The 26463-nt window shown below is 68.0% G+C and carries 21 protein-coding genes; 10 read left to right on the forward strand and 11 right to left on the reverse strand.

Annotated elements, in window-relative coordinates:
* Positions 1–120: 120 nt before the first annotated feature.
* Complete coding sequence (locus KK7_RS0107230) at positions 121–927, reverse strand: prepilin peptidase (RefSeq protein ID WP_010543973.1); 807 nt, start codon at positions 925–927, stop codon at positions 121–123.
* Positions 928–1134: 207 nt separating this feature from the next.
* Here KK7_RS0107230 and KK7_RS0107235 point away from each other — a divergent pair, with 207 nt between their 5' ends.
* Positions 1135–2322 (forward strand): acetyl-CoA C-acyltransferase, encoded by a 1188-nt coding sequence (locus tag KK7_RS0107235; protein ID WP_010543974.1) that lies wholly within the window; start codon positions 1135–1137, stop codon positions 2320–2322.
* Positions 2323–2421: 99 nt separating this feature from the next.
* Here the strand turns inward: KK7_RS0107235 and KK7_RS0107240 are convergent, their stop codons facing one another.
* Positions 2422–2904 carry an SH3 domain-containing protein gene (locus KK7_RS0107240; protein WP_010543975.1) on the reverse strand — a complete coding sequence of 161 codons (483 nt, stop codon included), beginning with the start codon at positions 2902–2904 and terminating at the stop codon, positions 2422–2424.
* A 74-nt stretch (positions 2905–2978) separates the two neighbouring features.
* On the opposite strand from KK7_RS0107240, the gene KK7_RS0107245 reads away from it, so the two are divergent.
* Positions 2979–3977 (forward strand): 2-hydroxyacid dehydrogenase, encoded by a 999-nt coding sequence (locus KK7_RS0107245; protein ID WP_029623009.1) that lies wholly within the window; start codon positions 2979–2981, stop codon positions 3975–3977.
* Between the two features lie 137 nt (positions 3978–4114).
* Here KK7_RS0107245 and KK7_RS0107250 read toward each other — a convergent pair whose 3' ends face one another.
* From KK7_RS0107250 to KK7_RS0107260, 3 genes are all read right to left on the reverse strand, one after another.
* A complete protein-coding gene (locus KK7_RS0107250; protein ID WP_010543977.1) occupies positions 4115–5518 on the reverse strand; it encodes an NAD(P)H-dependent flavin oxidoreductase in 1404 nt (467 codons plus the stop codon).
* Between the two features lie 79 nt (positions 5519–5597).
* Positions 5598–6731, reverse strand: a complete 1134-nt coding sequence (locus tag KK7_RS0107255; protein WP_010543978.1) for a glycosyltransferase — start codon at positions 6729–6731, stop codon at positions 5598–5600.
* Between the two features lie 12 nt (positions 6732–6743).
* Positions 6744–7628, reverse strand: coding sequence for an alpha/beta fold hydrolase (locus KK7_RS0107260; RefSeq protein ID WP_010543979.1), 885 nt, complete (start codon positions 7626–7628; stop codon positions 6744–6746).
* Positions 7629–7646: 18 nt separating this feature from the next.
* On the opposite strand from KK7_RS0107260, the gene KK7_RS0107265 reads away from it, so the two are divergent.
* The 6 genes from KK7_RS0107265 (at position 7647) to KK7_RS0107290 (ending at position 14901) form a co-directional block, all read left to right on the forward strand.
* Positions 7647–8996 carry a protein adenylyltransferase SelO family protein gene (locus tag KK7_RS0107265; RefSeq protein ID WP_010543980.1) on the forward strand — a complete coding sequence of 450 codons (1350 nt, stop codon included), beginning with the start codon at positions 7647–7649 and terminating at the stop codon, positions 8994–8996.
* 60 nt (positions 8997–9056) lie between these two features.
* A complete protein-coding gene (gene astD, locus KK7_RS0107270; protein WP_010543981.1) occupies positions 9057–10472 on the forward strand; it encodes a succinylglutamate-semialdehyde dehydrogenase in 1416 nt (471 codons plus the stop codon).
* 85 nt (positions 10473–10557) lie between these two features.
* Entirely contained in the window at positions 10558–11499 is a 942-nt protein-coding gene (locus tag KK7_RS0107275; RefSeq protein WP_100207534.1) for a PilZ domain-containing protein, read from the forward strand.
* A 41-nt stretch (positions 11500–11540) separates the two neighbouring features.
* Entirely contained in the window at positions 11541–12722 is a 1182-nt protein-coding gene (locus KK7_RS0107280) for a molybdopterin molybdotransferase MoeA (protein ID WP_010543983.1), read from the forward strand.
* Between the two features lie 57 nt (positions 12723–12779).
* Positions 12780–13454: a transcriptional repressor LexA gene (gene lexA, locus KK7_RS0107285; RefSeq protein ID WP_010543984.1), complete on the forward strand. Its 675-nt coding sequence runs from the start codon at positions 12780–12782 to the stop codon at positions 13452–13454.
* A 535-nt stretch (positions 13455–13989) separates the two neighbouring features.
* Positions 13990–14901 carry a hypothetical protein gene (locus tag KK7_RS0107290; RefSeq protein WP_138983929.1) on the forward strand — a complete coding sequence of 304 codons (912 nt, stop codon included), beginning with the start codon at positions 13990–13992 and terminating at the stop codon, positions 14899–14901.
* A 308-nt stretch (positions 14902–15209) separates the two neighbouring features.
* Here the strand turns inward: KK7_RS0107290 and bla are convergent, their stop codons facing one another.
* Both bla and KK7_RS0107300 read right to left on the reverse strand, forming a co-directional pair.
* Complete coding sequence (gene bla, locus KK7_RS0107295; RefSeq protein ID WP_010543986.1) at positions 15210–16067, reverse strand: subclass B3 metallo-beta-lactamase; 858 nt, start codon at positions 16065–16067, stop codon at positions 15210–15212.
* Positions 16064–18178, reverse strand: coding sequence for a ComEC/Rec2 family competence protein (locus tag KK7_RS0107300; protein ID WP_193378001.1), 2115 nt, complete (start codon positions 18176–18178; stop codon positions 16064–16066). The genes bla and KK7_RS0107300 overlap by 4 nt, the downstream gene beginning before the upstream one ends.
* Positions 18179–18257: 79 nt before the next feature.
* Between KK7_RS0107300 and gltX the strand changes: the two genes are divergently transcribed.
* Both gltX and KK7_RS0107310 read left to right on the forward strand, forming a co-directional pair.
* Positions 18258–19682, forward strand: coding sequence for a glutamate--tRNA ligase (gene gltX / locus KK7_RS0107305; protein WP_029623011.1), 1425 nt, complete (start codon positions 18258–18260; stop codon positions 19680–19682).
* Positions 19683–19710: 28 nt separating this feature from the next.
* Positions 19711–20994, forward strand: a complete 1284-nt coding sequence (locus tag KK7_RS0107310; protein WP_010543989.1) for a citrate synthase — start codon at positions 19711–19713, stop codon at positions 20992–20994.
* 133 nt (positions 20995–21127) lie between these two features.
* Here KK7_RS0107310 and KK7_RS20280 read toward each other — a convergent pair whose 3' ends face one another.
* The 4 genes from KK7_RS20280 to KK7_RS0107330 all read right to left on the reverse strand — a co-directional run bounded on the left by KK7_RS20280 (position 21128) and on the right by KK7_RS0107330 (position 26444).
* Positions 21128–21598, reverse strand: coding sequence for an RICIN domain-containing protein (locus tag KK7_RS20280; protein ID WP_010543990.1), 471 nt, complete (start codon positions 21596–21598; stop codon positions 21128–21130).
* Positions 21599–21764: 166 nt separating this feature from the next.
* Positions 21765–23618, reverse strand: a complete 1854-nt coding sequence (locus KK7_RS0107320; protein WP_010543991.1) for an ABC transporter ATP-binding protein — start codon at positions 23616–23618, stop codon at positions 21765–21767.
* Positions 23619–23775: 157 nt separating this feature from the next.
* A complete protein-coding gene (locus KK7_RS0107325; RefSeq protein WP_010543992.1) occupies positions 23776–25728 on the reverse strand; it encodes a glycoside hydrolase family 97 protein in 1953 nt (650 codons plus the stop codon).
* Positions 25725–26444: a GDSL-type esterase/lipase family protein gene (locus KK7_RS0107330; RefSeq protein ID WP_010543993.1), complete on the reverse strand. Its 720-nt coding sequence runs from the start codon at positions 26442–26444 to the stop codon at positions 25725–25727. Before KK7_RS0107330 ends, KK7_RS0107325 begins: the two co-directional genes overlap by 4 nt.
* Between the last annotated feature and the right edge of the window lie 19 nt (positions 26445–26463).

Raw genomic sequence — 26463 nt, forward strand, 5'->3', positions numbered from 1 at the left:
GCACTTGCAGCAGAAGCCCGTGCAGTGCAGAAAGATTGGGCCTTTCAGGCATCCTCTCCTAAGACTTTCATAGGCCGCCCTCCGGGGCGGCCTTTTTTTTGGCCGCAATGCCGCCACCAATCAATCCCGAGGGATGCTGGTGATGACGACGACCCCAGGCTCGGGCGTCGGCTTGGGCTCCAGCTGCTGGCCGATCCACACCGCCAATGCACCCGCTGCCAGCATCACACCGAACGGCAGCCGGTCCGTTGCGCGCACCCGCCGTCCGGCGCTCATCATGCCCAGCACGGCAGCGATACCGGTAAGGCTGGCGACGAGCAGCACCAAGGGCAAGGCCTGCCAGCCGAGCCAGCAGCCGATCGCGCCGAACAATTTCGGGTCGCCGCCGCCCAGGCCCTGTCGCCCGCGGAGGCGCCGATAGGCCCAAGCGACCATCCAGAGCAGGCCGAAGCCCAGCACGCCCCCTTCGATCCGGCCGATCAGCGGCGGCCAGAGCCCGAGCGCACCTGCCCCCAGCCCCGCAATGGCCAGCCCCAGGTTGAGCGCGTTCGGGAGCCAGAAGGCGGCAATGTCGAGCGCCGCCAACGCCAGCAACAACCAGCCGAACACGGCCCCCGCAGCGCCCTCCAGGCCGGGTGCGACCAGTCCGGCGACGAAACCGATCGCCATGCCGATTACCTCCGTCACCCAGTGGCTCGGCAGGATTGCCGCGCGGCAGCGGCGACAGCGGCCACGCTGGAGGAGGAAGCTGAGCACCGGCACCAGTTCGGAGGCACGCAGCGACGCGCCGCAGGAATCGCACGCCGAGCGACCGGTCGCGACACTGCGCCCCTCGGGCCAACGGATCGCGACGGTGGCGATGAAGCTGCCGAACACAGCACCCAGCACACCCAGCAGGAGCGGCCATCCCCAGGTTTCGATCGGCATCACGCGGCGCCTGCCTGCTGCGCGCAAGGCGCTAGGCCCCGAACGGGGCGAGCCAGAACAGCAGCCCGTTCTGCCTGCTGATCGGGGCACTCCCTTTCGGCCTGTGGAAGAAGTTCACGCACCATGCCTTCCTGCGGGAGCGCGATGGCTTTTGCAAACCGGGCGCCGGCCCCCTAGATCCTCGGCAAACACCCGAGAGGAGCCTGTATGTCCGCCGATCCCATCGTCATCCTGTCCTATGCCCGCACCCCGATGGGCAGCCTGCAGGGTAGCCTCGCCGATGCCTCCGCCACCGATCTGGGTGCGACCGCGGTCGGTGCCGCGGTCGAGCGCGCTGGGCTGAAGGGGGAGGCGATCGAGCGGATCTATATGGGCTGCGTACTGCCCGCGGGACTAGGCCAGGCGCCCGCCCGCCAGGCCGCACTCAAGGCCGGGCTACCGCAGCACATCGAGGCGACGACGATCAACAAGATGTGCGGATCGGGCATGCAGGCGACGATCATGGCCGCGGAGGCGCTGGCGGCAGGCTCGGTCGACCTGCTGATCGCCGGGGGCATGGAGAGCATGACCAACGCGCCCTACCTTTCGATGCGCCACCGCAGCGGCGCGCGGATCGGCCATGACGTGCTCAAGGACCACATGTTCCTGGACGGGCTGGAGGACGCCTATGAGCCCGGCCGCCTGATGGGCAGCTTCGCCGAGGAGACGGCGAAGGAGTATCAGTTCACCCGCGAGGCGCAGGACGCCTTCGCCATCGCCAGCCTGGAGCGCGCGAAGGCCGCGCAGACCAGCGGCGCCTTCGACCGCGAGATCGTCCCCGTCGAGCTGCAGGGCCGCAAGAGCGTGACGACGGTGGCACTCGACGAGCAGCCGACCAAGGCCGATCCGGCCAAGATCCCGACGCTCAAGCCCGCCTTCACCAAGGACGGCACGATCACCGCGGCCAATGCCTCGTCGATTTCGGACGGCGCGGCGGCGCTGGTGCTGGCCCGCGCTTCGGTGGCGGAGAAGCTGGGCCTTACGCCGATCGCCCGGATCGTCAGCCACGCCGCGCACGCCCATGCCCCGGCACGGTTCACCACGGCCCCGGTGTTCGCGATGCGCAAGGCGCTGGAGAAGGCCGGCTGGGAAACCGGCGATGTCGACCTGTTCGAGGTCAACGAGGCCTTTGCCTGCGTGACGATGATCGCGATGCAGGAACTCGGGCTCAGCCACGAGGCGGTGAACGTCCATGGCGGCGCCTGTGCGCTCGGCCACCCGATCGGCGCCAGCGGCGCGCGGGTGCTGGCGACGCTGCTGTCCGCGCTCGAGACCAAGGGCCAGAAGCGGGGTCTGGCCTCGCTGTGCATCGGCGGCGGCGAGGCAACCGCCGTCGCGGTAGAACTGATGGACTGAAGCGGTTCGGGGTGGGGCAGTGTCTCAAAGAGACCAACTTCTGGTCTGGAATACCTCCACTAACCCCTCCTCCAAGGAGGAGGGGCTTAGAGACGAGGATTACCGCACCGTCTCGCCGGGATCGGTACCCCAGATGCGCGCCTGCTCGACATACCCGGCCCGACCGCCGGCATCGAACCAGCACCAGCCGCTGCTGCACGCGCTGATCTTGCCCACCACACCCGGGGCCGCTCGCCAGCTGATGTGGGAGTCGTTCGCCGGCGTACTGTGCAGCTCGGCCACGCCGCCGATCACGATGGCGGTGCGCTTGTCCTCCAGCAGATTGGCCTGCATCCAGCCCTCCGCGCCGTCCGGATCGCGCACTTTCAGCCAGGCGCCATAGCTGGCGGTCACCTTCAGGGGCAGGCCGCGGCGCTGGTAGAACCAGTTGGTGGGATAGTTGCGTCCGGGCCCGGTCCGCATCCGCGCCTTGCTGGCCTTGAGCGAGGCATAATAAGGCGGCTTGCGCTCCGCATGCGCGGGGATGGCCAGCGCGACGAGCGCCAGGGCCGAAAGTCCGATCGTGAAACGCCGCTGCTGCATGGCCGCACCTATCGTCCAGCACGGCCTTCGCTTCAACCGTTGACTGCACCCGTGGCACCCGCCAAGCCGTTGCCATGGCCGATACCAAGCGACCGTCCCGCCCCAGGGTGATCGTCACCCGCGCGCTGCCGCACGCCAGCGAAGCGCGGATGGCGGAGCTGTTCGACTCGGTCCCCAATTCCGACGACGCGCCGATGGACGCCGCCGCACTCGCTGCCGCCATGGCCGACGCGGACGTACTCGTCCCCACCGTTACCGACCGCATCACTGCCGAATTGCTTGCGGCGGCGCCCCAGCGACTGCGGCTGATCGCCAACTATGGTGCGGGGGTCGGGCATATCGACCTGAAGGCCGCCCGCGCCCGCGGCATCGTCGTCACCAACACACCCGGCGTGCTGACCGACGACACCGCGGACATGGCGATGGCGCTGATCCTCGCCGTGCCGCGCCGGCTGGTGGAGGGCGACAAGCTGGTCCGCTCGGGCGATTGGCGCGGCTGGAGCCCCACCAGCATGCGCGGCCACCGCATCGGCGGGCGCAAGCTCGGCATCCTCGGCATGGGCCGGATCGGCCAGGCCGTGGCACAGCGCGCCCGGGCGTTCGGGCTGCAGATCCATTATCACGGGCGGCACCGGGTACACGAAGTGCTCGAGCATCAGCTGGGTGCCACATACCATGAAGATCTCGATGCGATGGTGGCGGCGATCGACATCCTGTCGATCCATACCCCGCATACCGCGACCACCAGCGGCCTGATCGATGCGCGACGGCTCGATCTGCTGGGCCCGGAAGGCTGGCTGATCAACACCGCGCGCGGCGAGATCGTCGACCCCGAGGCGTTGGTCGCGGCACTGCAGGAACGCCGCATCGCGGGCGCGGGTCTCGACGTCTATGTCGACGAGCCGAAGGTCGATCCGCGGCTGATCGCGCTGGAGAATGTCGTGCTGCTGCCGCACCTGGGCTCGGCGACGTTCGAGGCGCGCGAGGCGATGGGGATGAAGGTCATCGCCAATATCCGCAGCTGGGCCGACGGGCACCGCCCGCCGGATCAGGTGTTCGAGGGGTGGCTTTGAAATTCTGAATTTCTAAGCCCCTCCTCCTTGGAGGAGGGGTTTGGGGGTGGAGGGATTCCAGAACGTTTGCGGGTCTCTGTGAGACACTGCCCCACCCCAACCCCTCCCCTAAAGGGGAGGGGCTGAGTGTCGTCCGATCAATCCCCGGTCAGGATCCGGTCGACCAGCTGCTTCACCGTCGGCACGAACCCGTTCGAATAGAAGGGATCGCGCTTGAAGTTGTAGGCGGCATGGCCGGCGAACATCAGGTTCTGGTCGGTCTCGCCACCATGGGCGATGTCCTGCAGCGTCTTCTGGATGCAGAAGCTGCGCGGATCGGCCAGGCGGCCGGTAGAGTTGGTCTCGCTATCCGCCCAGGACGAGAACGCGCACTGGCTGAGGCAGCCCATGCAGTCGGCCTGATCCTTGCGGATGATCTGCTGGTCCTCGCTCGTCACGAACACCAAAGTGTTGTCCGGCGTCTTGAGCGCGCTGGTGAAGCCGAGGCCGAACCACTCGCGGGCGCGCAGCAGGTCGTTGCGCGTCACCCAGAAATTCTTGCCCTTCACGCCCACGTCGAGCTGGAAGGTGTGGTCGCCCGCCGCCTCGGTCGAGTAGGGAATCTGGCGCTCGCTGCGCGCTTCGAGATGGCGCAGGAACGGGTTGCGCACCGCGCTCGAATAGAAGCCGGTCGGCGAGAAGCGGTGCAGCAGCACGTCGCCTTCCTCGATCTCCATCAGCTTGGCCTTCCAGCCTTCGGGGATCGGGCTTTCCTGGGTCAGCAGCGGGCGCGTGCCGAACTGGAAGGCGATCGCGCCCAGCTCGGGATTGTCGATCCAGTCGTTCCAGTCGCGCAGGTACCAGACGCCGCCGGCCATCACGATCGGCACGCTGTCCGGCAGGCCGCCCTCGCGCATCACCTCGCGCAGCGCCTTGACGCGCGGATAGGGATCCTGCGGCGCGCGCGGGTCCTCGGCGTTGGACAGGCCGTTATGGCCGCCGGCGAGCCAGGGATCCTCATAGACCACCGCCGCCAGCCATTCCTGCGCCTTGGAATAAGCCCGCTTCCACAGCGCGCGAAAGGCGCGGCCGGAGCTGACGATCGGCAGGTAGCTCACCTCGTGGTGCGCCGCGATCTCGCTGAGCTTGTACGGCATGCCCGCGCCGCAGGTGACGCCCGCCACCATGCCCTTGGTACGCTCCAGCACGCCCTGGAGGACGCGCTGGGCGCCGCCCATTTCCCAGAGCACGTTGATGTTGATCGCCCCCTTGCCACCAGCGATGTCGAAGGCGCGCTTCACCTGCTGGACGGCACCTTCGATCGCGTACTGGATCAGCTCTTCGTGGCGCTCGCGGCGCGTGAGGGCACGGTAGATCTGCGGGATGATCTTGCCATCCGCGTCATAGCTGTCGGCGTTGACCGCGCTGACCGTGCCGATGCCGCCGGCGGCCGCCCAGGCCCCCGCGCTCGCATGGTTGGTCGCTGCGACGCCCTTCCCACCCTCGACCAGCGGCCAGACCTCACGGCCGTTATAGTTGATGGGCGAAAGACCCTTGAACACACTGCCTCCACAAAAATTGCCGCGCGACGCTAGCCGGAACGGCCGCAACAAGCGAGTAACAAATAGGACCGGACCGGTCTCAGCCCAGCACGCCCGGCCGCCCCATCGCCTGGGCGTAGAGCCGCGCATAGGTGGCAACCATCTCCGCCTCGTCGTACAGGGCCGCCGCCCGCAGCCGGTTCGCCTCACCCACCCGCTTCCGCTCGTCCGGATATTGCGCGAGCAGGTCGAGCCGGTCCCGTAGCGAGACCTCGGTCCTGTCCGACGAGAGATACCGCCGATTGGGCTCGGAGACCATTGCCGCAATATCCCCTACCTCCGGGGATACCACCGGAAGCCCGGCGGCCATCGCCTCCAGCACCGATACCGGGGCCTGCTCGCTCTTCGACGAGAGCGCAAACAGGTCGAACAGCCCCAGATAGCGATGCGGATTGGCGATGAAACCGGGCAGGAACACCTGGTCCTCCACCGCCATCGCCTCGGCCTGGTCGAGGATCGCCTGGCGCTCGGGCCCCTCGCCCAGGATCACCAGCTTGAAGCGCGAGGTCATGCCTGAGACGGCGCGGACCAGCATCGGCAGGTCCTTCACCGGGCGAAGGCCCGCGAGACAGCCGATGAACACCTCGCCCTTGCGGCGCTTCTCCAGCATCGGCAGCAGCTTCGGATCGAGCTGGCCCGTATAGCGTGCGGTGGCCACGCCGTTGGCGATCCGCACCAGCCGCTCGGCCGGCTGCTTCCAGAATTTGGTCGCTACCTGCTCGAGCTTTTCGGAAGGCACCACCAGCGCATTGGCGGCGGGCAGCGCCATGCGGCGATACATGTTGCGAACGGTGCTCAGCCTCTCCGCCTCGTCAGCGTTGAACCCGTCTTCGTGATGGATGATCGGCGGCAGGCCCTTGCCGAACACCCGCGCCGCCATCACCCCGTCGATCGCGCCCCAATTATAGGTGAGGACGAGGTCGAAGCGCCGCATGAACCGTGCGATCTGCTCGTACCGCTTGACCGAAGGCTTGCCGGTGAGCGGCGGCGGATCGAGCGCGATCTCGTATTTGACGTGGCGGTCGATCGCCTCACGGGCGCCGAACTGGTCGGGCATCGCCGAGACGATGGTGTGCCGCGCGCGGTCGCCGAACGCGTTCATCAGCTGCACCGCCCGCGCTTCCTTGCCGCCGAGCGCGAAGGTCGAATGTAGATGGAGGATATGGATCGACATGGGGGCCGGTGTTTAGCGAGGGTTTGCCGCCACCGCCACCTTCGCCAGCAGCCGCTCGATCCCCGCCACCGCCGCCGGCTCGTCCAGCGTCGGCGCGTGGCCCACGCGCTCGACCGTCACCAGCTCGGCGCCCGGCACCCGCGCGACCATCTTCTCGGCCGTCTCGGCGCGCAGGATGTCCGATCGCTCGCCGCGCACCACCAGCAGCGGGCGTCCGGCGAGCGCGTCGATCGTCGGCCACATGTCCGGCCCGGCCTCGTTGCCCGGCACGCGGAACGGCTCGGCGATCTTCATGTCATAGTCGAGCACGATGCGGCCCTGGCTGCTTACCCGGTGGAGCCGCTTGGCCATCGCCAGCCAGTCCTCGATTGCATAGTCGGGATAGACGTCCCCGTTCGCCTCGGCGACGCCGCGCGCCGCGTGCATCCAGGTCGGGTACCAGACCTGCTTGCCGACATAGGTGCGGATGCGCGCGAGCCCGGCCGGGTTCAGCTCGGGCCCCACATCGTTCAGCACCGCGCCGGCCAGCCTGCCGCCGTCCGTCGCCGCGAGCAGCATCGTCACGATGCCGCCGAGCGAGGTGCCCACGGCCACGAACTTCTCGATCTGCAGCTCGGCGAGCAGCGCCTCGACGTCCTGGAGATAGGCCAGCGGCACATAGGTCATCGGATCCTTGGCATAGGCGCTTTCACCCCTGCCCCGGAACTCGACGCACAGCACCCGCCAGTCGCCGGCGAAGCGTGCCGCCAGATCGGCGAAGTCGCGGGCGTTGCGGGTCAGGCCGGGAAAGCAGATCAATGGCGGGCGGTCGGCGCGCCCCGGATAGTCGCGATAATGCAGCCGCAGGCCGTCTTTCGACCACCAAACGCCATCGGAGTAGTTGCGCCGAGCATCCATCGCGCCCCATATCGCCGCATGGCCTTCGCTCCGCAACAGGCGATCCTCGCACTCGGGGATGGCTTCTACGATCCGGTGACCCCGGCGACCTTCCCGCAAACCATCCTGCGCTACCGCAACGACCGCGCCGCGGCGAGCGTGGGGCTCGAAGGACTAAGCGACGCCGAATGGATCGCCCATTTCGGCCGGTTCGAGCCCCTGCCCGGCAGCCTGCCCCAGCCGCTGGCGCTGCGCTATCACGGCCACCAGTTCCGCGTGTACAATCCCGAGATCGGCGACGGCCGCGGCTTCCTGTTCGCGCAGATGACCGACACGGGCGGCCGGCTGATGGACCTCGGTACCAAGGGATCGGGCCGGACGCCCTATAGCCGCTTCGGCGACGGCCGGCTGACGCTGAAGGGCGGCGTGCGCGAGATCCTCGCGACCGAAATGCTGGAAGCGCTGGGCGTCGAGACCAGCCGCACCTTCTCGCTCATCGAGACCGGCGAATCGCTCCATCGCGGGGACGAGCCCTCGCCCACCCGCTCCTCGGTGCTGGTGCGGCTCAACCATGGCCATATCCGCATCGGCGTGTTCCAGCGCCTCGCCTATTTCCAGGACGAGGACGGGCTGCGCACGCTCACCGCCTATGTCCTGCGCCACTATTTCGGCGAGCCCGACGGCCCCGACGCGCCGCAGCGGCTGCTCGCCCATGTCGTCGCCCGCACCGCGCGGATGGCGGCGCAGTTCATGGCGGCGGGCTTCGTCCACGGCGTGCTCAACAGCGACAATATCAACGTGACCGGCGAGAGCTTCGATTACGGCCCATGGCGCTTCACCCCGAGCTGGGCGCCGCATTTCATCGCCGCCTATTTCGACCAGAACGGCCTCTATGCCTTCGGCCGCCAGCCCGAGGCGATCTACTGGGACGTGATGCAGCTCGCCATCTCGCTCCGCCTGATCGCCGAGGAGGCGCCGCTGATCGAGGCGCTTGAAGGTTTCGCGCCCGCCTATCAGCAGGGCGAGGCCGAGGCGATCCTCTGGCGGCTCGGCGTTCAGCCCCGCGACGCGGCAAGCGACCGAACGCTCACCGAAGCGCTGGAAAAGGCGCTGCACCAGTCCGGCGTTCCCCTCGATCTCTTCTACTTCAACGCGTTCGGCGGACAGCTTTCCGACCAGTTCGGCAGCGAATTCGACGAGGTCCGCAGCCGCCTGTCTGACTACCGCCCGCGCAAGGCGCGCGATCACGCCTATTGGCAAGGCTCCCCGTGCGGAATGCACATCGACGAGGTCGAATCGCTCTGGTCCGCCATTGCCGATCGGGACGACTGGGCGCCGCTCTCCGCCAAGATATCCGCAATCCGCCGGATGGGCGAGGCTCTGGCCTAGCACCAGAAAATCGGGCAAGAGCAGGGACAACGGGGCAACGAACCAACAAAAAGAAGGCCCATGCCGGAACAGGAACTCCTTTCGACCGAGCCCGCAACGGGTGCCGTCCTCTGGCGGCACGCAATCGGGGACGCCGATACCGAAGTCGCGATCGCCCGCGCCAGTTGGGCGCAGTGGGCCGCCCGCCCGCTCGCGGTGCGGATCGAGGCGCTGCGCCGTTTCGCCAACGTCGTGCGGCAGAAGGCCGATGCCTTTACCGACCTGATCGCGCGCGAGACCGGCAAGCCGCTCTGGGAAGCGCGTACAGAGGTCGAGACGGTGATCGCCAAGGTCGACATCTCGGTCACCAGCTATTCGGAACGCACCGGCCAGCGCCGGATCGAAGCGCCGATGAACACGCGGCTGGCGCTGCGGCACAAGCCGCACGGCGTGCTGGCGGTGCTGGGCCCCTACAACTTCCCGGCGCACCTGCCGAACGGCCACATCGTGCCCGCGCTGCTCGCCGGCAATGCGGTGGTGTTCAAGCCCTCCGAGAAGACACCGGCCTGCGGCGCATTTCTCGTCGAATGCTTCCACGCTGCCGGCATCCCGGAGGGCTGCGTCCGCCTGCTGATCGGCGGACCGGACCAGGGCAAGGCGCTGGCCAGTCATCCGGATATCGACGGCCTGCTGTTCACCGGATCGGCGAATACCGGCATCGCGCTCAATCGCCAGTTCGCCGCCCGTCCGGAGAAGATCCTCGCGCTCGAGATGGGCGGCAACAACCCGATCGTGGTGTGGAACACGCCCGACATCTACTCCGCCGCCGTACTGGTGGTACAGTCCGCCTTCACCAGTGCCGGCCAGCGTTGCACCGCCGCACGGCGGCTGATCGTCGATCAGAAGCTGTTCGATCCGCTGATGGAGGAACTCCACAAGCTGATCGGCCGCCTGATCATCGGCGAGCCGCACGCCGATCCCCAGCCCTTCATGGGTCCGGTGATCGACAACAACACCGCCGACATGCTGACCGAGAGCTTCCTGACCCTCTCCACCATGGGCGGGCGGCCGCTGCGGCACATGGAACGGCCCATCGAGAACCGTCCCTTCCTCACCCCCGGCGTCATCGACATGACCGACGCGCGTGAGAAGGTGGACGTCGAGCTGTTCGGCCCGGTGCTCCAGGTATTCCGCAAGACGAGCTTCGAGGAGGCGATCGCGGAGGCGAACGACACCCGCTATGGCCTCTCCGCCAGCTTGGTCAGCCAGGATCCCAAGCTCTACGATCAGTTCTGGGCGAATATCCGCGCGGGCATCGTCAACTGGAACAAGCCCACCAACGGCGCCTCCTCGGCGGCACCGTTCGGCGGCGTGGGCTGGTCGGGCAACCATCGCCCCAGCGCCTATTATGCCGCGGACTATTGCGCCTATCCGGTCGTCTCTTCGGAATCCGAGCAGGCGCGCGCCGCCATGGGCGTGGGGCTGCGCGACGCCTGAACGTTAGGCGTTTCGCAACCTTCTCGCTTAACGGCGACTTCAATCGCACGCGCCCATGCTTCCCGCCTTCGGACGGGATGACAACATGGATTCGGGGCACACGTCCGCGACGATTTTCAGCCTGACGCACGATCTGCCGGTACCACGCCACCCGGGCGGGGAGTCGGCGGACGGGCTCGATCCGGCCCAGCTTGCGCTGGAGGGGCAGACGCTCGACTGCGGTATCCGCTGGATCGGCCAGTCCGGCGCGCACCTGCGCATTGCCGGGACCCTTGTAGAGCAGGCCCCGGCCCGGCTGGAAATGCCAGGCGCCGGGCCCCTTATCGGCCGCACCCTCTGGTCCGAGGGCGGCGATGCGGGGCTGGCATTCGACACGCCCGTCGACGTGCTGGGCCTGGTCGCCCGCAACCTCGCCCGGGCCAGCGCCGAGCGCCGCCGCCTGCCCCGCATCGAACTCCGGCAGACCGTCGGCATCCACCGCGGTAGCGACGTCGAGCAGGTTCGCACGCGCGACATCTCGCAAGGGGGCGTCGGCGTCGAAGCGCGGTCGCTCGCCCCCGGCGAGGCCGTGCGGCTGACCTTTGATGGGCTGCGGTCGTTGGAGGGCCATGTCCGCTGGGTCGCAGGGGACACCGCCGGCATCGTCTTCGCGGAGGAACTGGGCTGGCAGACCCTCTTCCCTTGGCTTCGCGGCATCCAGCAGGCACCGCCCGCCGCGACGGGAAGCATGGACGCGGAGGGATTGCTGCTGGACAAGCTGGCGCTGCGGCTCGACCTGCCGGGACGGGTGCGCGAAGGCCCGCACTGGTGGAATTGCCGCATCCACGCGCTTACCGCGCACCAAGTGGAGTTCGAGGCACGGCAGAACTTTGCCGCCGGCGTCGGGCTTTGGGTCGCGCTGCCCGAGATCGGCGGCGGCCCTGTGCGGGTGCTGGCCGCCCGCTACGGGCGGACACTCGCCGCGTTCCGCGTGCCGCTGCGCGACGCGGACCTCCGCATGCTCACGGCAAGCCGTCGCGCCGGCTGAAGCCGCTTGCATCGGGGCGTGGGTGCCGCCAAGCGAGCGGCATGGCACTCCTTCCCATCGCCGAGGCACAGGCGCGACTGCTCGCCCTTGCCGGCCGCATGCCGGTCGAACGGGTTCCGCTGGCCGAGGCCGTGGGCCGCTGGGTCGCCGAGCCGATCGCCGCCCGCCGCACCCAGCCCGAAAGCGATCTCTCGGCGATGGACGGCTATGCTATCCGCTTCGCAGACTTGCCGGGCCCCTGGCGGGTGATCGGCGAAAGCGCTGCGGGCAACGGCTTTGACGGCACCGTCGCGGCAGGCGAGGCGGTGCGCATCTTCACCGGTGCGCCCCTACCCGCCGGCGCGGATAGCGTGCTGGTGCAGGAAGAGGCGAATCGCGACGGCGACGCGCTGCACCTCGCCGGCGAAGGGCCGAGACATGTCGGGCGCAACACCCGCCGGCGCGGGCTCGACTTCTTCCAGAACGACGTGCTGATCGCGCCCGGCGAACGGTTGACCCCGGCCCGGATCGCGCTCGCGGCGATCGCCGGGCACGCCGACATTGCCGTGCGTCGCAAGGTCCGAGTGGCGATCGCCGCGACCGGCGACGAGCTGGTGCCGCCGGGGGAGCCGGTAGGGCCTGCCCAGTTACCCGAATCCAACCGGATGATGCTGGCCGCGCAGTTCGCCGATCTGCCGGTCGACATCGTCGATCTCGGCATCCTGCCCGACGATCTTGTCACGCTGACCAACGCCTTTGCGACCGTCGATGCCGACTTGCTGGTCACCAGCGGTGGGGCCTCGGTGGGCGATCATGATCTGGTGCGTCCCGCGCTGGAAGCCGCAGGGGCGACAATCGATTTCTGGCGGATCGCGCTGCGCCCCGGCAAGCCGATGATGGCGGGCCGGCGCGGCGACATGGTCGTACTCGGCCTGCCGGGCAATCCGGTGTCGGTGTTCGTAACCGCACTGCTCTTCGCCAAGCCGATGGTCGCGCATCTCGCCGGGGCCGCAAACCCCTTCCCCACACCGCGACTGGTGCTGCTTGGGGAAGACCTGCCCGCCAATGGCCCGCGCACCGACTATATCCGCGCGGTGACGCTCGACGGCCGTGTCCATCCCGCCGCAATCCAGGACAGTTCGATGCTGCGGACGCTGGCCCGCAGCACCTGCCTGATCATCCGTGAACCCCATGCGGCGGCGGCAAATGCGTTCGAATTGGTGGAAATCCTCGACATCGCTTGACAGCCTTCGGGAACATTGCATAAACGTTCCCAGTCTGTTCTAGACCCGGAGGATTGGATGCTCACGCGCAAGCAGCACGAGCTGATCTGCTTCATTGCCGACCGCCTCGCCGAAACCGGCGTGTCGCCCTCGTTCGAGGAGATGAAGGAAGCGCTGGACCTCAAGTCCAAGTCGGGCGTGCACCGGCTGATCAGCGCACTGGAGGAACGCGAGTTCATCCGCCGCCTGCCCAACCGCGCCCGCGCGCTGGAGGTGCTGCGCATGCCGGAGCGCGGCGAGCGCAAGACGGTGGCCAAGGCTGCCAAGCCCGCCGCTGCGCCCGCGCCGGCATCCGTGCCTGCACCTGCCAACGACGTTCTGGAGATTCCGCTGCACGGCCGCATCGCCGCCGGCACGCCGATCGAGGCGCTGGAAGGCTCGACCATGCTGCCGGTGCCCGCCGCGCTGCTTGGTGCCGGCGAGCATTATGCATTGGAAGTAGCCGGCGACTCGATGGTCGAGGCCGGGATTCTCGACGGGGACTATGCGCTGATCCGGCGCACCGAGACCGCACGCGACGGCGAAATCGTCGTGGCGCTGATCGACGATGCCGAAGCGACGCTGAAGTATTTTCGCAACGAAGGCTCGATGGTGCGGCTCGACCCCGCCAACCGCGATTATACCCCTCAGCGCTACCGGCCGGACCAGGTGCGGGTACAGGGTCGGCTCGCAGGCCTGTTGCGGCGCTACTGAACGGCAGGCCCGGGAAAGCAAGCTGTGGTCGGCCCGGCACCTGCGGCTGTGGCGGTCGCCTTGCGCCGAATCTGCTCTGCCCGCTTGTCATCAGTCGTTCGGCGATCAGAGCGTTGAAAACCTGTCGGTCGGTAGTTCGTCAGTACCGGTAGCGTGATCGCGTGGTGCATACAGCGCTCTCGGCGTGCCGCCTGGGGCAGGAACAAAATCCGGCCTGTTCGGGTGTTCGCGTCGGATGGCGGCTTTTCGTTCGGACCGGGATCGTGACGTCGTCCGCGGTTCGCGATGACAGGACAAGCGATCGGCTGCCACGCTCCAGAACCGGTCTCCAGACTTGCGGGTAGCATATCGGCCCCTCGCCAAGGGGGCATGATTGCGTCCGCCTTTGGCAAGGTACCGCAATCGGACAAAGTTCGCGTCTGGTGTTCTGGTGCTTTTAGTCTGGTAAGAACGCCGCTCGTTTCGTGCGCTTTTTCTTCCGCTTCGCTGGAAACCATGACAGGATCGGCTGCGGCAAAGCTGCGGGAGTATGGCCGTGTTCAGAGTCGCATGGACGGTATTGGCAGCAATGCTGTTGCCGGAAATCGCTTTCGCGCAGAGCCCCCAGCAGTCTGCGCAGCAGAGCACAGGTTCCGCCGGGGAGCAGCCGGCCCCGACCGGCGACCCTATCATCGTGACGGGCCGGCCGCTGCCCAGCAAGGAAGAGATCCGCGCGCTCGCGCGCGACGTCACCCCCCCCAGCACCTCCAGCGAGCCCCTCGCCCGGTTTCACGACTCGGTATGCTTCGGCAGTGTCGGGCTCGATCGCGACACACTTATCGGTATCGGTGATCGGCTGGCAGCCGACGCGGAACTGGCCGGGCTCAAACTTGCCGGCGAGGGTTGCAAGCCGAATGTGGTGATCCTCTTCGTCGACGGCGTGGCGGCGGAAGTGGACAAGCTCGTTCGGCGCAAATGGTGGGTGTTCGGCGATCGTCTGCCGAGCGAAATCCGCACGATCGTTGAAGAGCGGGGACCGGTACGCGCGTGGAGCAACAGCGAGGTACGGAGCAGCGATGGCGACCGGGTCGACGCGCAGGGCTTCCTGAAGGTGACCACGGCCTCGCGCATCGTCGCGTCGACCCGGCGCGATACGCTGGCTTCGGTGGTGCTGATCGAACGCAGCGCCATCGTCGGCAAGACGATCAGCCAGATCGCCGATTATGTGGCGATGCGCGCACTGGCCGGCGCACGCCCGCATCGGGCAGGCGGACGCGAAACGATCCTCGCCCTGTTCGACGGTGCGACCGAAAGGACGCCGCCGGAACTGACTTCGTTCGATCGTGGATATCTGCGGGGCCTCTATACCGGTCCGGCCAATGATTTCGCCGGAACCAGCCAGAGCAAAATCGTCCGCGCGATCCTCAAGGCCAAGGACGAAGAGATCGCCAGGACCGCCGGCAAGTGATCGACGGAATCCGATCGTGCTAACCGTTTATCGCAGGGGACCAGAGAGACGCCGCACGCGCCTGCGCCGTCATCGCGATCTGCCGACCCGCTGAACCGTAACGAAACATCTTCCAAGAACATCGTCTTATGCGAAGTTGCGGGGATATGGCCTTAACCGTGCAGGCCAGCCGCTCCACCAGCAAATACTGGGCTGTCCACAAGGCCGGAGAAGGGATCGCTCGACGCAGAGCCCAGCGCCTTCGGCCGCCCGGGCCGGACAACCCGCAGATTCTCCGGGTGTCGACCGCCGCTGGCGCCGCGGGCGCCTCAGTTGCGCTGCGCCTTCAGGGCCACTTCGAACGCCTTCTGCGCCGCGTCCACCCGTCTGGGCAGTTCGCCGGGATCGACGAAGGCCTCCGCATCGCCCGCCAGCTGCTTCGCGCGCTTGGCCGCAAGATCGAACTGCTCGGCATGGAAGCTCAGGAACACGTCGGCCTGCGTCGCACGCAGCTTGGCGAAGGTGGCGCGGAAATCGGCGGATGCGGCGTCATAGCCATGGCCCGGCGTCAGCGGCTGGTCGGCCACGCTCAGGCTGCAGGCGAACAGCACGGTGAGGCTGTCGCCACCCGAGGGCACCTGCAGGGTGAAGCTGGTGCACCCCTTGCTATGCCCCGGCGTCAGGTGCGCGACGAGCGTGTTGGTGCCGAGGCGGATCTCTTCGCCGTCCTTCAGCGGCGCGTCGACCTTCACCGGCGGCGCCGCGATGGTGATGTCCGGGCGATAGTCCGCCCGGCCTGCCTCGAGCGCCGGTGTGTCCGCCGCGCTCGCGAGCAGCCTGGCCCCGGTACGCCGCTTGAGTTCGGCGAGGCCGCCGTCATGGTCCCAATGGGCGTGGTTGATCAGCAGGATCTTCACGTCGGCCAGCTTGAAGCCCAGCTTCTCGATATTCGCGGCGATCAGCGGCGCGCTCTCGGCCATGCCGCCGTCGATCAGCACGTGCCCCTGGGGACTGGTAATCAGATAGGCGGAGATACCCGCCGTGCCGACATAATGGACGTTGCCGAGGATCCGGAACGGCGCCATGGGCCGGTTCCATTCGGCCCGCACCGTGGCCCAGTCGGTGCCCTGGGCCATTGCCGGGGAAGCCAGGCCAAGTATCGAGGCCGCAAGCAAAATCCGGATCATCGTCGATCTCCCTTTGCGGCGCTGAATGGCGGCTGGACGGTGGGCGGGTCAAGCCAGGGATGGTGGTATGCGCCTGCCACCGTCCGCACCGTGCCGCTGGCGAAGCCCACGGCCACCCCGCCCGTCCGTGCCAGTGTCGCCCGGTCGAGGCGCAGCCATCGCGGGCGGCAGGCGCGCGGCAGGCGCCGTTCGCTCACCACCACGTCGCTGGCGGCGCACACCGCAACCAGATCGCGCCAGGCGACGGGATAGGCGCTCCGCGTCGCGGCCACGCGCCAGAGGCGGCGACCGCCGGCAATGTCCGCAACGCACAGATCGGGGCTGCACCGCGCATCCGGGCGGTTCTCGAGCAACGCCAGCGCATCCGCCTCCACGCCGCCATTCTCGCCAAGTACTGCACGGGTGAAGTCCCCTGCCCGAGCCCGCAACAGGGCGAAGCTGCCGTCCGGCATGCGGAGCGCAGCGTGCCGGCCGTCGCCGGTCACCAGCAGGTCCGGCGCCGGCGTGGCCCAGGCCCAGAGCGCCCCCACCGCCAGCGGCACCAGCCCGGCAAGCCGGATGCGCGTCCGCCACAGGCCGAGCCAAAGCCCGCCCGCGATCATGCCGGCAAAGGCGCCCACCGGCATCCCCGGCAGCACCGCCACCGATCCGGGGGCGGCCGCCACCGCATGGGCGATCCACAGCAGCAGTGTCATCGCCTTGCCCGTCAGCCACCAGAAAGGCGCCCCCGCTCCGACCAGGTCGGCAACCAGCGCCAACGCCTCCAGCGGCATCACCACGAAGGTGGTGAGCGGGATCGCGACGATATTCGCGAGCGCGCCGTACACGCCGCCCTTGTGGAAGTGGAACAGGCCGATCGGCATCAGCGCCAGCTCGACGAGGATGCCGGTGAGCAGCAGCGACCCCGCCCCGCGCGCCAGCCGCCCGGCCAGCCCTTCCTCGCGCGCCTCGAACCACCGTCGCATGTACGGGCTTTCGTGCAGCGCGACGATCGCGGCGACGGCGGTAAAGCTCAGCTGGAAGCTCGCGCCTGCCAGCGATTCCGGCCAGAGCAGCAGCACCAGCATCGCGCCTGCCGCGACCAGACGCAGGGTCAGCGCCTCGCGCCCCAGGCTGAGCGCCACCAGCACCAGCAGCGCCGCGACACAGGATCGGATCGTCGGCACCTGGCCGCCGGTGAGCCAGGTATAGCCGATCGCCGCGAGCGCTCCCGCCCCGGCCGCCACCAGCGGGAGGCGGATGCGGAGCGCCAGCCATGGGCTCAGCGCCAGCAGCCGCAGCACCCCCAGCATGGCCGCGCCGGTGACGGCAGTGACGTGCAGCCCACTGACCGAGAGCAGGTGCGCAAGTCCGGCGCGCCGCATCGCCTCGCTGTCCGCCTCGGAGATCGCGCCCTCGTCCCCCGTCGCCAAAGCGCTCGCGATGCCGCCGGCGCTCCCGGGCAGGCGCGACTCGATGTGCGCGGAGAGCGCCGCGCGCAGGTCCTTGGCTGCCCGCGGCGGCGCCCGGCGCAGGATCACCGGATCGAGCGCCTTGCCGGTCGCCCCCAGGCGATCGAACCAGGCGACCCGGCGGAAATCATAGGCACCGGGCACCGACGGGCCCGGCGGCGGCACCAACCGCGCCCGCAGCGTGATCGACGCGCCGGGACCGAGCCCGGGCGGCACGTCCGCCGTCTCCACATTCACCCGCAGCCGTGGTGGCAGATCGGCTCGCCCGACCGGTGCCAGCACCAGACGCACCAGCCCGCGCGCCGAGAGCGAGTCGACTCGCAGCACGGCGGCATCGAACGTCGCGACCACGGGCCGCCCCAGCACCGGTGCCGAAACCTGTTCCGCCCGCCACCAGATCGCGGCGCAGCCCGCCGCCACGAGCAATCCTGCCAACAGCAGCGCACGACCGGCTCGACCCGGCAGTATCGCACCCGCGACGGTTACACCGAGCGCCAGGACGATCAGCCCGGCCCAGTGCCGCGGCTCTCCCAGCAGGAACCAGCCGGCGATGCCCGCACCGAAGGCGATCGGCACCCACAATGGCAATTGTCCCCGCTCTGCTTCCAGCCAGCGTTCGATCCGGTCCCGCCCCTTGGGGAATCCCCTCCCCGCCCCCATTTGAAGGCCCGGAAACCCCGTGCTAGGGGCCGCGGCGGCTGAACTGGCCATCGAGACAACAGACTGGGAGCATGCGCGCTTGAGCGCAACACAAGAAACCACCCCCGCCAAGCCCGTCGTGACGCGCTTCGCCCCCTCGCCCACCGGCTTCCTCCACATCGGGGGCGCGCGCACCGCGCTGTTCAACCTGCTGTTCGCCCGCCATCATGGCGGCAAGTTCCTGCTGCGCATCGAGGATACCGATCGCGCACGGTCGACCCAGCCGGCGATCGAGGCGATCCTCGACGGGCTGCGCTGGCTCGGGCTCGATTGGGACGGCGACGAAGTCTACCAGTTTGCCCGTGCCGCTCGCCACGCCGAAGTGGCCCAGGCGATGCTCGAAAAGGGCGCGGCCTATCGCTGCTACCTGACCCAGGACGAACTCGCCGCGATGCGCGCCGAGGCGGAAGCCGCCAAGAAGCCGCTGCGCATCCGCTCGCCCTGGCGCGACCGCACCGATGGCGACCCTTCGGTGCCACACGTCGTCCGCCTCAAGGCGCCGACCGAGGGCTCGGTGACGATCCGCGACCATGTCCAGGGCGAAGTAACGGTGCAGAATGCCGAGATCGACGATCTCGTGCTGCTGCGCTCGGACGGCACGCCTACCTACATGCTGGCCGTGGTCGTCGACGACAACGACATGGGCGTAACCCATGTGATCCGCGGCGACGACCATCTCAACAACGCCTTCCGCCAGCTGCCGATCTACCGCGCAATGGGTTGGGACGAGCCGGAATATGCCCATATCCCGCTGATCCACGGCGCGGACGGTGCCAAGCTCTCCAAGCGCCACGGTGCGCTGGGTGTCGACGCCTATCGCGACGAGCTCGGGCTGCTGCCCGAGGCGGTGTCCAACTACCTTCTCCGCCTCGGCTGGGGCCACGGCGATGACGAGATCATCAGTCGGGAACAGGCCGTCGAATGGTTCGATCTTGCAGGCGTCGGCAAATCACCAAGCCGGTTCGATCTGAAGAAGCTCGAAAACCTCAACGGCCATTATATCCGCCAGTCGGATGATGATCGCCTGGCCGATCTGGTTGCGGCGCGCCTGCCGTTCGAAGTCAGCGACTCGCAAGCCGACCTTCTGCGCCGCAGCATGGCAGCCCTGAAGCCGCGTGCCGCCAATCTCCTCGAACTGGCGGACGGCGCGGGCTTTCTTTTTCGCACCCGCCCACTGGAATTGGACGAGAACGCGGCCGCTCTGCTAGAGGGCGACGCGCGCACCCTGCTCGCCCAGTTGCACACCGCGCTTGACGGATTGGCAACGTGGGATACGGAGGCGCTCGAAGCGGCGGTACGCACCGTCGCCGACGACGCGGGCGTGAAGCTCGGCAATCTGGCGCAGCCGCTGCGTGCGGCGTTAACCGGCCGCCGAACTTCCCCGGGTATCTTCGATGTCCTGGCGTTGCTGGGACGCGAGGAAAGCCTCGCCCGCATCGCAGACCAGATGCGTACGCCCGCCTGAAAAACGGGTCGAAGGAAAGGACGACATAATGAGCGATACCGCCAAGCTGCATGTTGCAGGCAAAGACGTCGAATATCCGGTCCTGAAGGGCAGCACCGGCCCGGACGTCGTCGATATCCGCAAGCTCTACGCGCAGACCGGCGCCTTCACCTACGATCCAGGTTTCACCTCGACCGCAAGCTGCGAATCGGGCCTGACCTTCATCGATGGTGACGAAGGCGTTCTGCTGCACCGCGGCTATCCGATCGGCCAGCTCGCCGAACATTCGAGCTTCATGGAGGTCTCGTACCTCCTGCTGAACGGCGAACTGCCGACTCAGGCCGAGCTCTCCAAGTTCGAGAACACGATCACCCGTCACACCATGCTGCACGAGCAGCTGGCCACCTTCTACCGCGGCTTCCGTCGCGATGCGCACCCGATGGCGGTGATGTGCGGCGTCGTCGGCGCGCTTTCGGCCTTCTACCACGACTCGACCGACATCACCGATCCGCAGCAGCGCATGATCGCGTCGCACCGCCTGATCGCCAAGATGCCGACGATCGCGGCCATGGCGTACAAGTACAGCGTCGGCCAGCCGTTCCTCTATCCGAAGAACGATCTGAGCTATACCGGCAACTTCCTGCGCATGACCTTCGGCGTTCCGGCCGAGGAATATGAAGTGAACCCGGTGGTGGAGAAGGCGCTCGACCGCATCTTCATCCTCCATGCTGATCACGAGCAGAACGCCTCGACCTCGACCGTCCGCCTCGCCGGTTCGTCGGGCGCCAATCCGTTCGCCTGCATCGCGGCCGGCATCGCGTGCCTGTGGGGCCCGGCGCATGGCGGCGCCAACGAAGCCGCGCTCAACATGCTGCACGAGATCGGCCGTCCGGAGCGTATCCCCGAGTTCATCGCCCGCGCGAAGGACAAGAACGATCCGTTCCGCCTGATGGGCTTCGGCCACCGCGTGTACAAGAACTACGATCCGCGCGCGACCGTGATGCAGAAGACCGTGCGCGAAGTGTTCGCCGCGCTCAACGTTTCGGACCCCGTGTTCGAAGTCGCGCTGCAGCTCGAGGAAATGGCGCTCAAGGACGATTACTTCGTCGAGAAGAAGCTGTTCCCGAACGTCGACTTCTATTCGGGCGTGATCCTGTCTGCGATCGGCTTCCCGACGACGATGTTCACCGCGCTGTTCGCCCTTGCCCGCACCGTCGGCTGGGTGGCGCAGTGGAACGAGATGATCTCGGATCCCGAGCAGAAGATCGGCCGTCCGCGCCAGCTCTACACCGGCCCGACGCAGCGCGACTACGTGCCCGTCGGCCAGCGCTGAGCGCTGCCCTGGGTTTCGGCCCAGACGGCGGAACAAGAAAACGGCGCCCCGCTCCTGCGGTGGCGCCGTTTTCGTTTCCGCGAATGCAAGGCCGCGACGGCTGCAATCCAACCGTCGCGGCGCGCGGTCTGTGTCAGGCGCTCTCGAGCTCGGCCAGGTCTTCCTCCAGCGCCCGCAGCGTTGCGGAGAACAGGATCCACTGCTGCGCCGGTGAGCCGTTGTTCGGGTAGAGCCAGACGGGGTTGCCGTTCTGCAGCCCCCGGTTCTGGTCGTCGACGACCATGCCCGGCGCCCCGACCGACGAGATGAAGCTCTGCGAGCCGAAGAAGGTCCATTTCTGCAGATTGTTGGACGACTGGCGGTTGTTGATCACCAACCGAGTCTCTGCGTTCGGCGACGGTGCCGTCAACACCAGCGGCGTCGGGCTCGCCTGGCTGGCGACCAGCGTGATATACTGGTTGAACATATTGATATCCCACAGGATCAGCGCCGGATTGGTCACCGTCGACTGCTGCAGGATCACCACCGGCGCACCGGCCTGCACATTCTGCACGCCCAGCACATAATTGGGATCGAATGCATATTGAATGATAGCCTGAGTCATTGCCCTCTCCTCTGATTGGAATGCGGCACCGTTGAAGCCGCAGTGCGTGGGCGACCCTCTTCCCCTGCAATTGGTGTAGCGACCAACGCCAAGGGCTGGCGACAGCGACCCCCTCCGTTCCGGCGACGATGTCCGCGAAATCGGTCGAGTGCGGAGCGTTTCCGACTTAACCCGCGGCGTGGCGCTCCACCAGCCGCAGCGCCGGACGGGGGCTGAACCCGAACATCCGCCGCGCGGTGCCGGCGACGAAGCGCGGCAGCTCGCGGCGTTCGACCGGCGCATCCAGCCCCTCGGCCTGCAGCGACCAGAGCCGCTGGAAGGCTCCGCCCGCGCGCAGCAGCGTGAGCGGCGGGCCGTCCTCGACGATGCGGCCGTGCTCGACCACGATCACCCGGTCGAAGCCCACCACGGTCGAGAGACGATGCGCGACCGCCAGCACCGTGCGGTGCGCCATCAGCGCGTCGAGCGCCTGCTGCACCTCGATCTCCGAGCCGGTGTCGAGCGCCGAGGTCGCCTCATCGAGCAGCACGATCGGCGCCTTGCTGAGGAAGGCGCGCGCGATGCCGATCCGCTGGCGCTGGCCACCCGACAGATTGGTACCACGCTCGCCAACCACCGTGTCATAGCCCTGCGGCAGCAGCGCGATGAAGCCGGCGCAGTGCGCCGCCTCGGCAGCGGCACGGACTTCGGCATCCGTCGCGTCGGGACGGGCAAAGCGGATATTCTCCAGGATCGAGCGGTGGAACAGCAGCACTTCCTGCGGCACCACGGCAACGGCCTGGTGCAGGCTGTCCTGCGTCACCCGGTCGATCGGCTGGCCGTCGATCAGCACGCGGCCGCCTTGCGGATCGTGCAGGCGCTGGACAAGCTGGAGGATGGTCGACTTGCCCGCGCCCGAGGGACCGACGATGCCGATCTTCTGCCCCGGCGCGACGGTCAGCGACAGGTCGTGCAGCACCGGGCGGCCAGGGTGATGGCCGAAGGTAACGCCTTCGATCCGCACTTCGCCTTGCGTCGCCACCAACGGCGCCGCATCGGGCGCATCGTCCAGCGCGTGCGGGGCACCGACGATCTCCAGCGTCTCGCGCAGATAGCTGAACTGCTGGCTGGTATCGATCAGCGCCATGGCAAGGTCACGCGAGCCGTTGAGCATGCGGAAGGTCATGGCGCTGACGACGACCACGTCGCCCGCCGTAATGCCGCCCGCACTCCAGCGCTCCACCGCCCAGACCAGCGCCGCACCCACCAGCAGCACCAGCGCCACGTCATGCAGCACGCGGATCCGCTCGACGAACATCCAGCCCCGCTTCTGCGCAGCTGCCTCGGTCTCGAAGAAGCCGCGCAGCCGCTCCGACTCGCGGGCGCGCGCGCCGAACGACTTGATCGCGGCGATATTGCTGACCAAGTCGACCATCTCGCCGCCGCTCTCGCTGGCGGCACGGGCAAAGGCCTTGTGGTACTTGTCACCCCGCAGGCCGAGAAAGACCAGGCCCGTGCTCGCGGCGACGAAGATGCCGGTGATCGCCACCGCCATGCGCCAGTCGATCGTCAGGAAGATCAGCAGCGCGCCGCCAAAGGCGATCAGCGGCGGCGTCACTTCCATAAGAATCCGATGGGTGAGCGCCGCGAACGAGCCGGTCAGCGCCCCCACCCGGTGGCCGAGCGAGCCGCCGCGCTGGTTCTGGAAGAAGCCGATATGGTGGCCGGTAAGATAGTGGAACATGTCCAGCCGGATGCGGACACCGCTCTTGACCGTGATGTTGCACAACAGCATCGCCGAGCCGCGCACCAGCCCGTTCTCCAGCGCGACCAGCCCGACAAAGGCGCCCAGCGCAATGTAGACGGCCGACCGCGACGGCGCGGCGACGGTCATCGCGTCGATCAGCAGCTTCATGGCATATTGCACGCCCACGGCCGTCGCGGCGCCGCCCACCACCAGCAGCGCCAGCAGGGCGAAAGCCAGCGGCCGGCGCGTGACATAGTGGAGCAGGAACCGTCCCGGGCTCTTCAGGAAGGGCATGGCGGTCCCCGTCGGGGCGTGTGGGCGCTGCATTGCAACATTCATGCGGCCAAAAAGCCGGGGGGCGCATGAACCGTGTGTGAACTTTGCCGAAACGACCGGCGAAGAGAGGAATTGCGGCGACGAAATGCGGCAGAATCTGGGCAGCCGCCCCGACTCAGCGCTCCTCCAGGATCGCCGCAGCGCCGCCCGTCGAAGCGAGGTCGAGCGTCAGCCTGTCCTGGCGGGCCACCCGCCGCGTCTCCAGCTGCACTGCATCGGGTGCCGCCCCGTCGCGCCAGATCCGCGCCTCGGCACCGCGGGAGCCGAGGAAGTCGAGCGGCACGGACACGGTGCGCGCCTTTTCGTTGTTCATCGCGCCCAGATACCAGTGCTTTCCCTTGCGCCGGGCGAGGACGATGTACGCGCCGGTCTCGCCCGCCAGGAAGCGGGTCTCGTCCCAGCTCGCCGGCACCGCCTTGATGAAGTCGAAGCCGGCAGGGCTCGCCGCATAGGTATCGGGGCTGTCGGCCACGGCCGCGAGTGGCGACAGATAGACAACATACATCGCCAGCCCGTGCGCACGCGTCGTCTGCACCAAAGGCAGGTCGTTGCGGATCTGGAAGTCCGCCGGCGTCACGTTGCGGAACCCGCCGGGCGTATAGTCCATCGGCCCCAGCAGCCCGCGCGTATAGGCCAGCATCACGTTGCTGCCCGCCGTCGCCCGCCGGCTCCACTTGTTGTACTCGGCGCCCATCACGCCTTCCTGGGTCACGAAGTTCGGCCAGGTGCGGGTGAGGCCGCGCGGCGGGAAGGCACCGTGCAGATCGACCATCAGATGGTGCCGCGCGGCCGCGCCGAGCAGCTTCTGGTACCAGTTGACCATCCACTGGTCGTCACGATCCATGAAGTCGATCTTGATACCGGCGATGCCGAGCTTCTCGTAGAGCGCGAGCGCGTCTTCCATCTGCTCGTCGAGCGCCTGCCAGTGCGCCCACAGCCACAGCCGCACCTTCTTGGCCCGCGCATAGTCGGCGACCTCCTGCAGGTTGATCGCATCGGCCCATTTGGTGATGTCGACGCCCGGACGGCGCACCCCGCCCCCGCCGGCGCCGGCATACCAGCCCTCGTCGATCATCGTGTAGGGGAAGCCGTTCTCGGCAGCGAAGTCGATGAATGCCTTGGCCACGGCGGTCGTGGTGCGCTGGCCCGGCAGCCTGGCGATCACCGGCCCGTTCCACCAGTCCCAGCTGGTGAGGCCCGGCTTGATCCAGCTGGTGTCCTCGATCCGGCTCGGGCTGGAAAGGTTGGTTAGCAGCGTCGATTCGTGGAGCTTGCCGAGCTGGTCGGCCAGCATCACCACCCGCCACGGCGTCACGATCGGGCTGCCGATGCGGGTGTGCACCGCAATCCGCGGATCGTCAAGCGAGGGCGAGAGCTTGATCTGCAGCCCGGGCCCGCCATCGCCGCGACCGGTGAGGTACATGCCGGCAAAGTCGATCAGGTCCGCCTCGGCCAGCGCGAAGGCGCCCTTCCCCGTCTCGCAGGCGAAGGGCAGGTCGAACAGATTGTGGTCGCGCAGCCGGGTGGTGTCGACGGGATCGAACTCGCCTTCGTGGCTGGATCCGAAACGGCCGACATTGAAGCCCCAGCACTTCCACGCCTGCGGGAAATAGAAGCCGGTGCGCTCGTAGCGGACGATGGCGGCCGCCGTCGCCTGCTGCACCGGCACCACGGTGCGGAAGGCGACGCCGTCATCATAGGCGCGCAGCACCAGGTCCATGCGCCGCCGGGCGCCGCCGCGCTCCTGCAGATGGATGGTCCGCTGGTTATAGTGGTCGCGGCCCTCGTCGGCCTTGCCGAGCACGATCCTGTAGCGCGTATCGGCGCTCGCCGCCTCGCTGCCGGTGATCGCCATGCCCCAGCCGAGCATGTCGCGATCGAGGTCGAGCGCGATCGGCGACGGCGCAAGGATCAGCTCCCCGCGCCGCTGGACCATGTAGTTGGGCGTACCCTGCCGATCGAGCGCAACCACGATCCGGTTGGTACCGTCCGGCGAGACCAGCTCGAGCGTCTGCCCGGCGGCCGGAGCCGCCATCAGCAGCGCCGCCGATCCGAGCAGGGCCTTCACGCGCGGCGGGCCTTCAGGATCGGCTCGATCACGGTGGCCATCGCGTCATAGCCGGCTTCGGTCGGGTGGACGCCGTCATAGGCGAGGCCGGGCTTCATCGCGCCCTTCGCATCCCCCAGCACGGGCGTGTAGTCGACCCAGGTCAGCCGCTCGGCCTTGGCATAGCCCTGCAGCCAGGCGTTGATCTCGCGGATCGGCCCGACCACGTCGAGCCCCTGGCGCCACGGGAAATGATCGGCCGGCGGCACCGAGGCTAGGATCACGCCGATTCCGTTCGCCTTGGCGATCTGCGCCATCATGCGGAAATTGTCGTAACTCTGCGCGCGGGTCATCTTGCCCGTGTTGCCGGCAATGTCGTTGGTGCCCGCCATGATGTGGACGAAACGGGGCTTGAGATGGACCACGTCCGCCATCATGCGCAGCACCATCTGCGGCGTCGTCTGCCCGCCGATGCCGCGGCCGACGCGACCGGGGGTGAAGAAGCCGGGGCGCTTGCTCTTCCAGCCCTCGGTGATCGAATCGCCGAGGAAGACGATGTTCACCTTTTCGCCGGACGACAGGATGCGGGCGTTGTCGGCGGCATAACGGCTGAGTTCGGGAAAGTCCTCGTGCAACAGCCGCTCCTTGCGCTGCTCCCAGCTTTCCTGCGTCTGTGCGCGGGCGACGAGGGGCAGCGCAAGCGCGCCGGCAAGCAGCGAACGGCGACGAACGGACATCACGAACTCTCCTGGGGAA

This window comes from Sphingomonas elodea ATCC 31461, from assembly GCF_000226955.1.
Classification (GTDB): domain Bacteria; phylum Pseudomonadota; class Alphaproteobacteria; order Sphingomonadales; family Sphingomonadaceae; genus Sphingomonas; species Sphingomonas elodea.

Coding starts and splice junctions, on each gene's coding strand:
- KK7_RS0107230 (WP_010543973.1), bottom strand. CDS start 927: ATGCCGATCGAAACCTGGGGATGGCCGCTCCTGCTGGGTGTGCTGGGT.
- KK7_RS0107235 (WP_010543974.1), top strand. CDS start 1,135: ATGTCCGCCGATCCCATCGTCATCCTGTCCTATGCCCGCACCCCGATG.
- KK7_RS0107240 (WP_010543975.1), bottom strand. CDS start 2,904: ATGCAGCAGCGGCGTTTCACGATCGGACTTTCGGCCCTGGCGCTCGTC.
- KK7_RS0107245 (WP_029623009.1), top strand. CDS start 2,979: ATGGCCGATACCAAGCGACCGTCCCGCCCCAGGGTGATCGTCACCCGC.
- KK7_RS0107255 (WP_010543978.1), bottom strand. CDS start 6,731: ATGTCGATCCATATCCTCCATCTACATTCGACCTTCGCGCTCGGCGGC.
- KK7_RS0107260 (WP_010543979.1), bottom strand. CDS start 7,628: ATGGATGCTCGGCGCAACTACTCCGATGGCGTTTGGTGGTCGAAAGAC.
- KK7_RS0107265 (WP_010543980.1), top strand. CDS start 7,647: ATGGCCTTCGCTCCGCAACAGGCGATCCTCGCACTCGGGGATGGCTTC.
- astD (WP_010543981.1), top strand. CDS start 9,057: ATGCCGGAACAGGAACTCCTTTCGACCGAGCCCGCAACGGGTGCCGTC.
- KK7_RS0107275 (WP_100207534.1), top strand. CDS start 10,558: ATGGATTCGGGGCACACGTCCGCGACGATTTTCAGCCTGACGCACGAT.
- KK7_RS0107280 (WP_010543983.1), top strand. CDS start 11,541: ATGGCACTCCTTCCCATCGCCGAGGCACAGGCGCGACTGCTCGCCCTT.
- lexA (WP_010543984.1), top strand. CDS start 12,780: ATGCTCACGCGCAAGCAGCACGAGCTGATCTGCTTCATTGCCGACCGC.
- bla (WP_010543986.1), bottom strand. CDS start 16,067: ATGATCCGGATTTTGCTTGCGGCCTCGATACTTGGCCTGGCTTCCCCG.
- KK7_RS0107300 (WP_193378001.1), bottom strand. CDS start 18,178: ATGGGGGCGGGGAGGGGATTCCCCAAGGGGCGGGACCGGATCGAACGC.
- KK7_RS0107310 (WP_010543989.1), top strand. CDS start 19,711: ATGAGCGATACCGCCAAGCTGCATGTTGCAGGCAAAGACGTCGAATAT.
- KK7_RS20280 (WP_010543990.1), bottom strand. CDS start 21,598: ATGACTCAGGCTATCATTCAATATGCATTCGATCCCAATTATGTGCTG.
- KK7_RS0107320 (WP_010543991.1), bottom strand. CDS start 23,618: ATGCCCTTCCTGAAGAGCCCGGGACGGTTCCTGCTCCACTATGTCACG.
- KK7_RS0107330 (WP_010543993.1), bottom strand. CDS start 26,444: ATGTCCGTTCGTCGCCGTTCGCTGCTTGCCGGCGCGCTTGCGCTGCCC.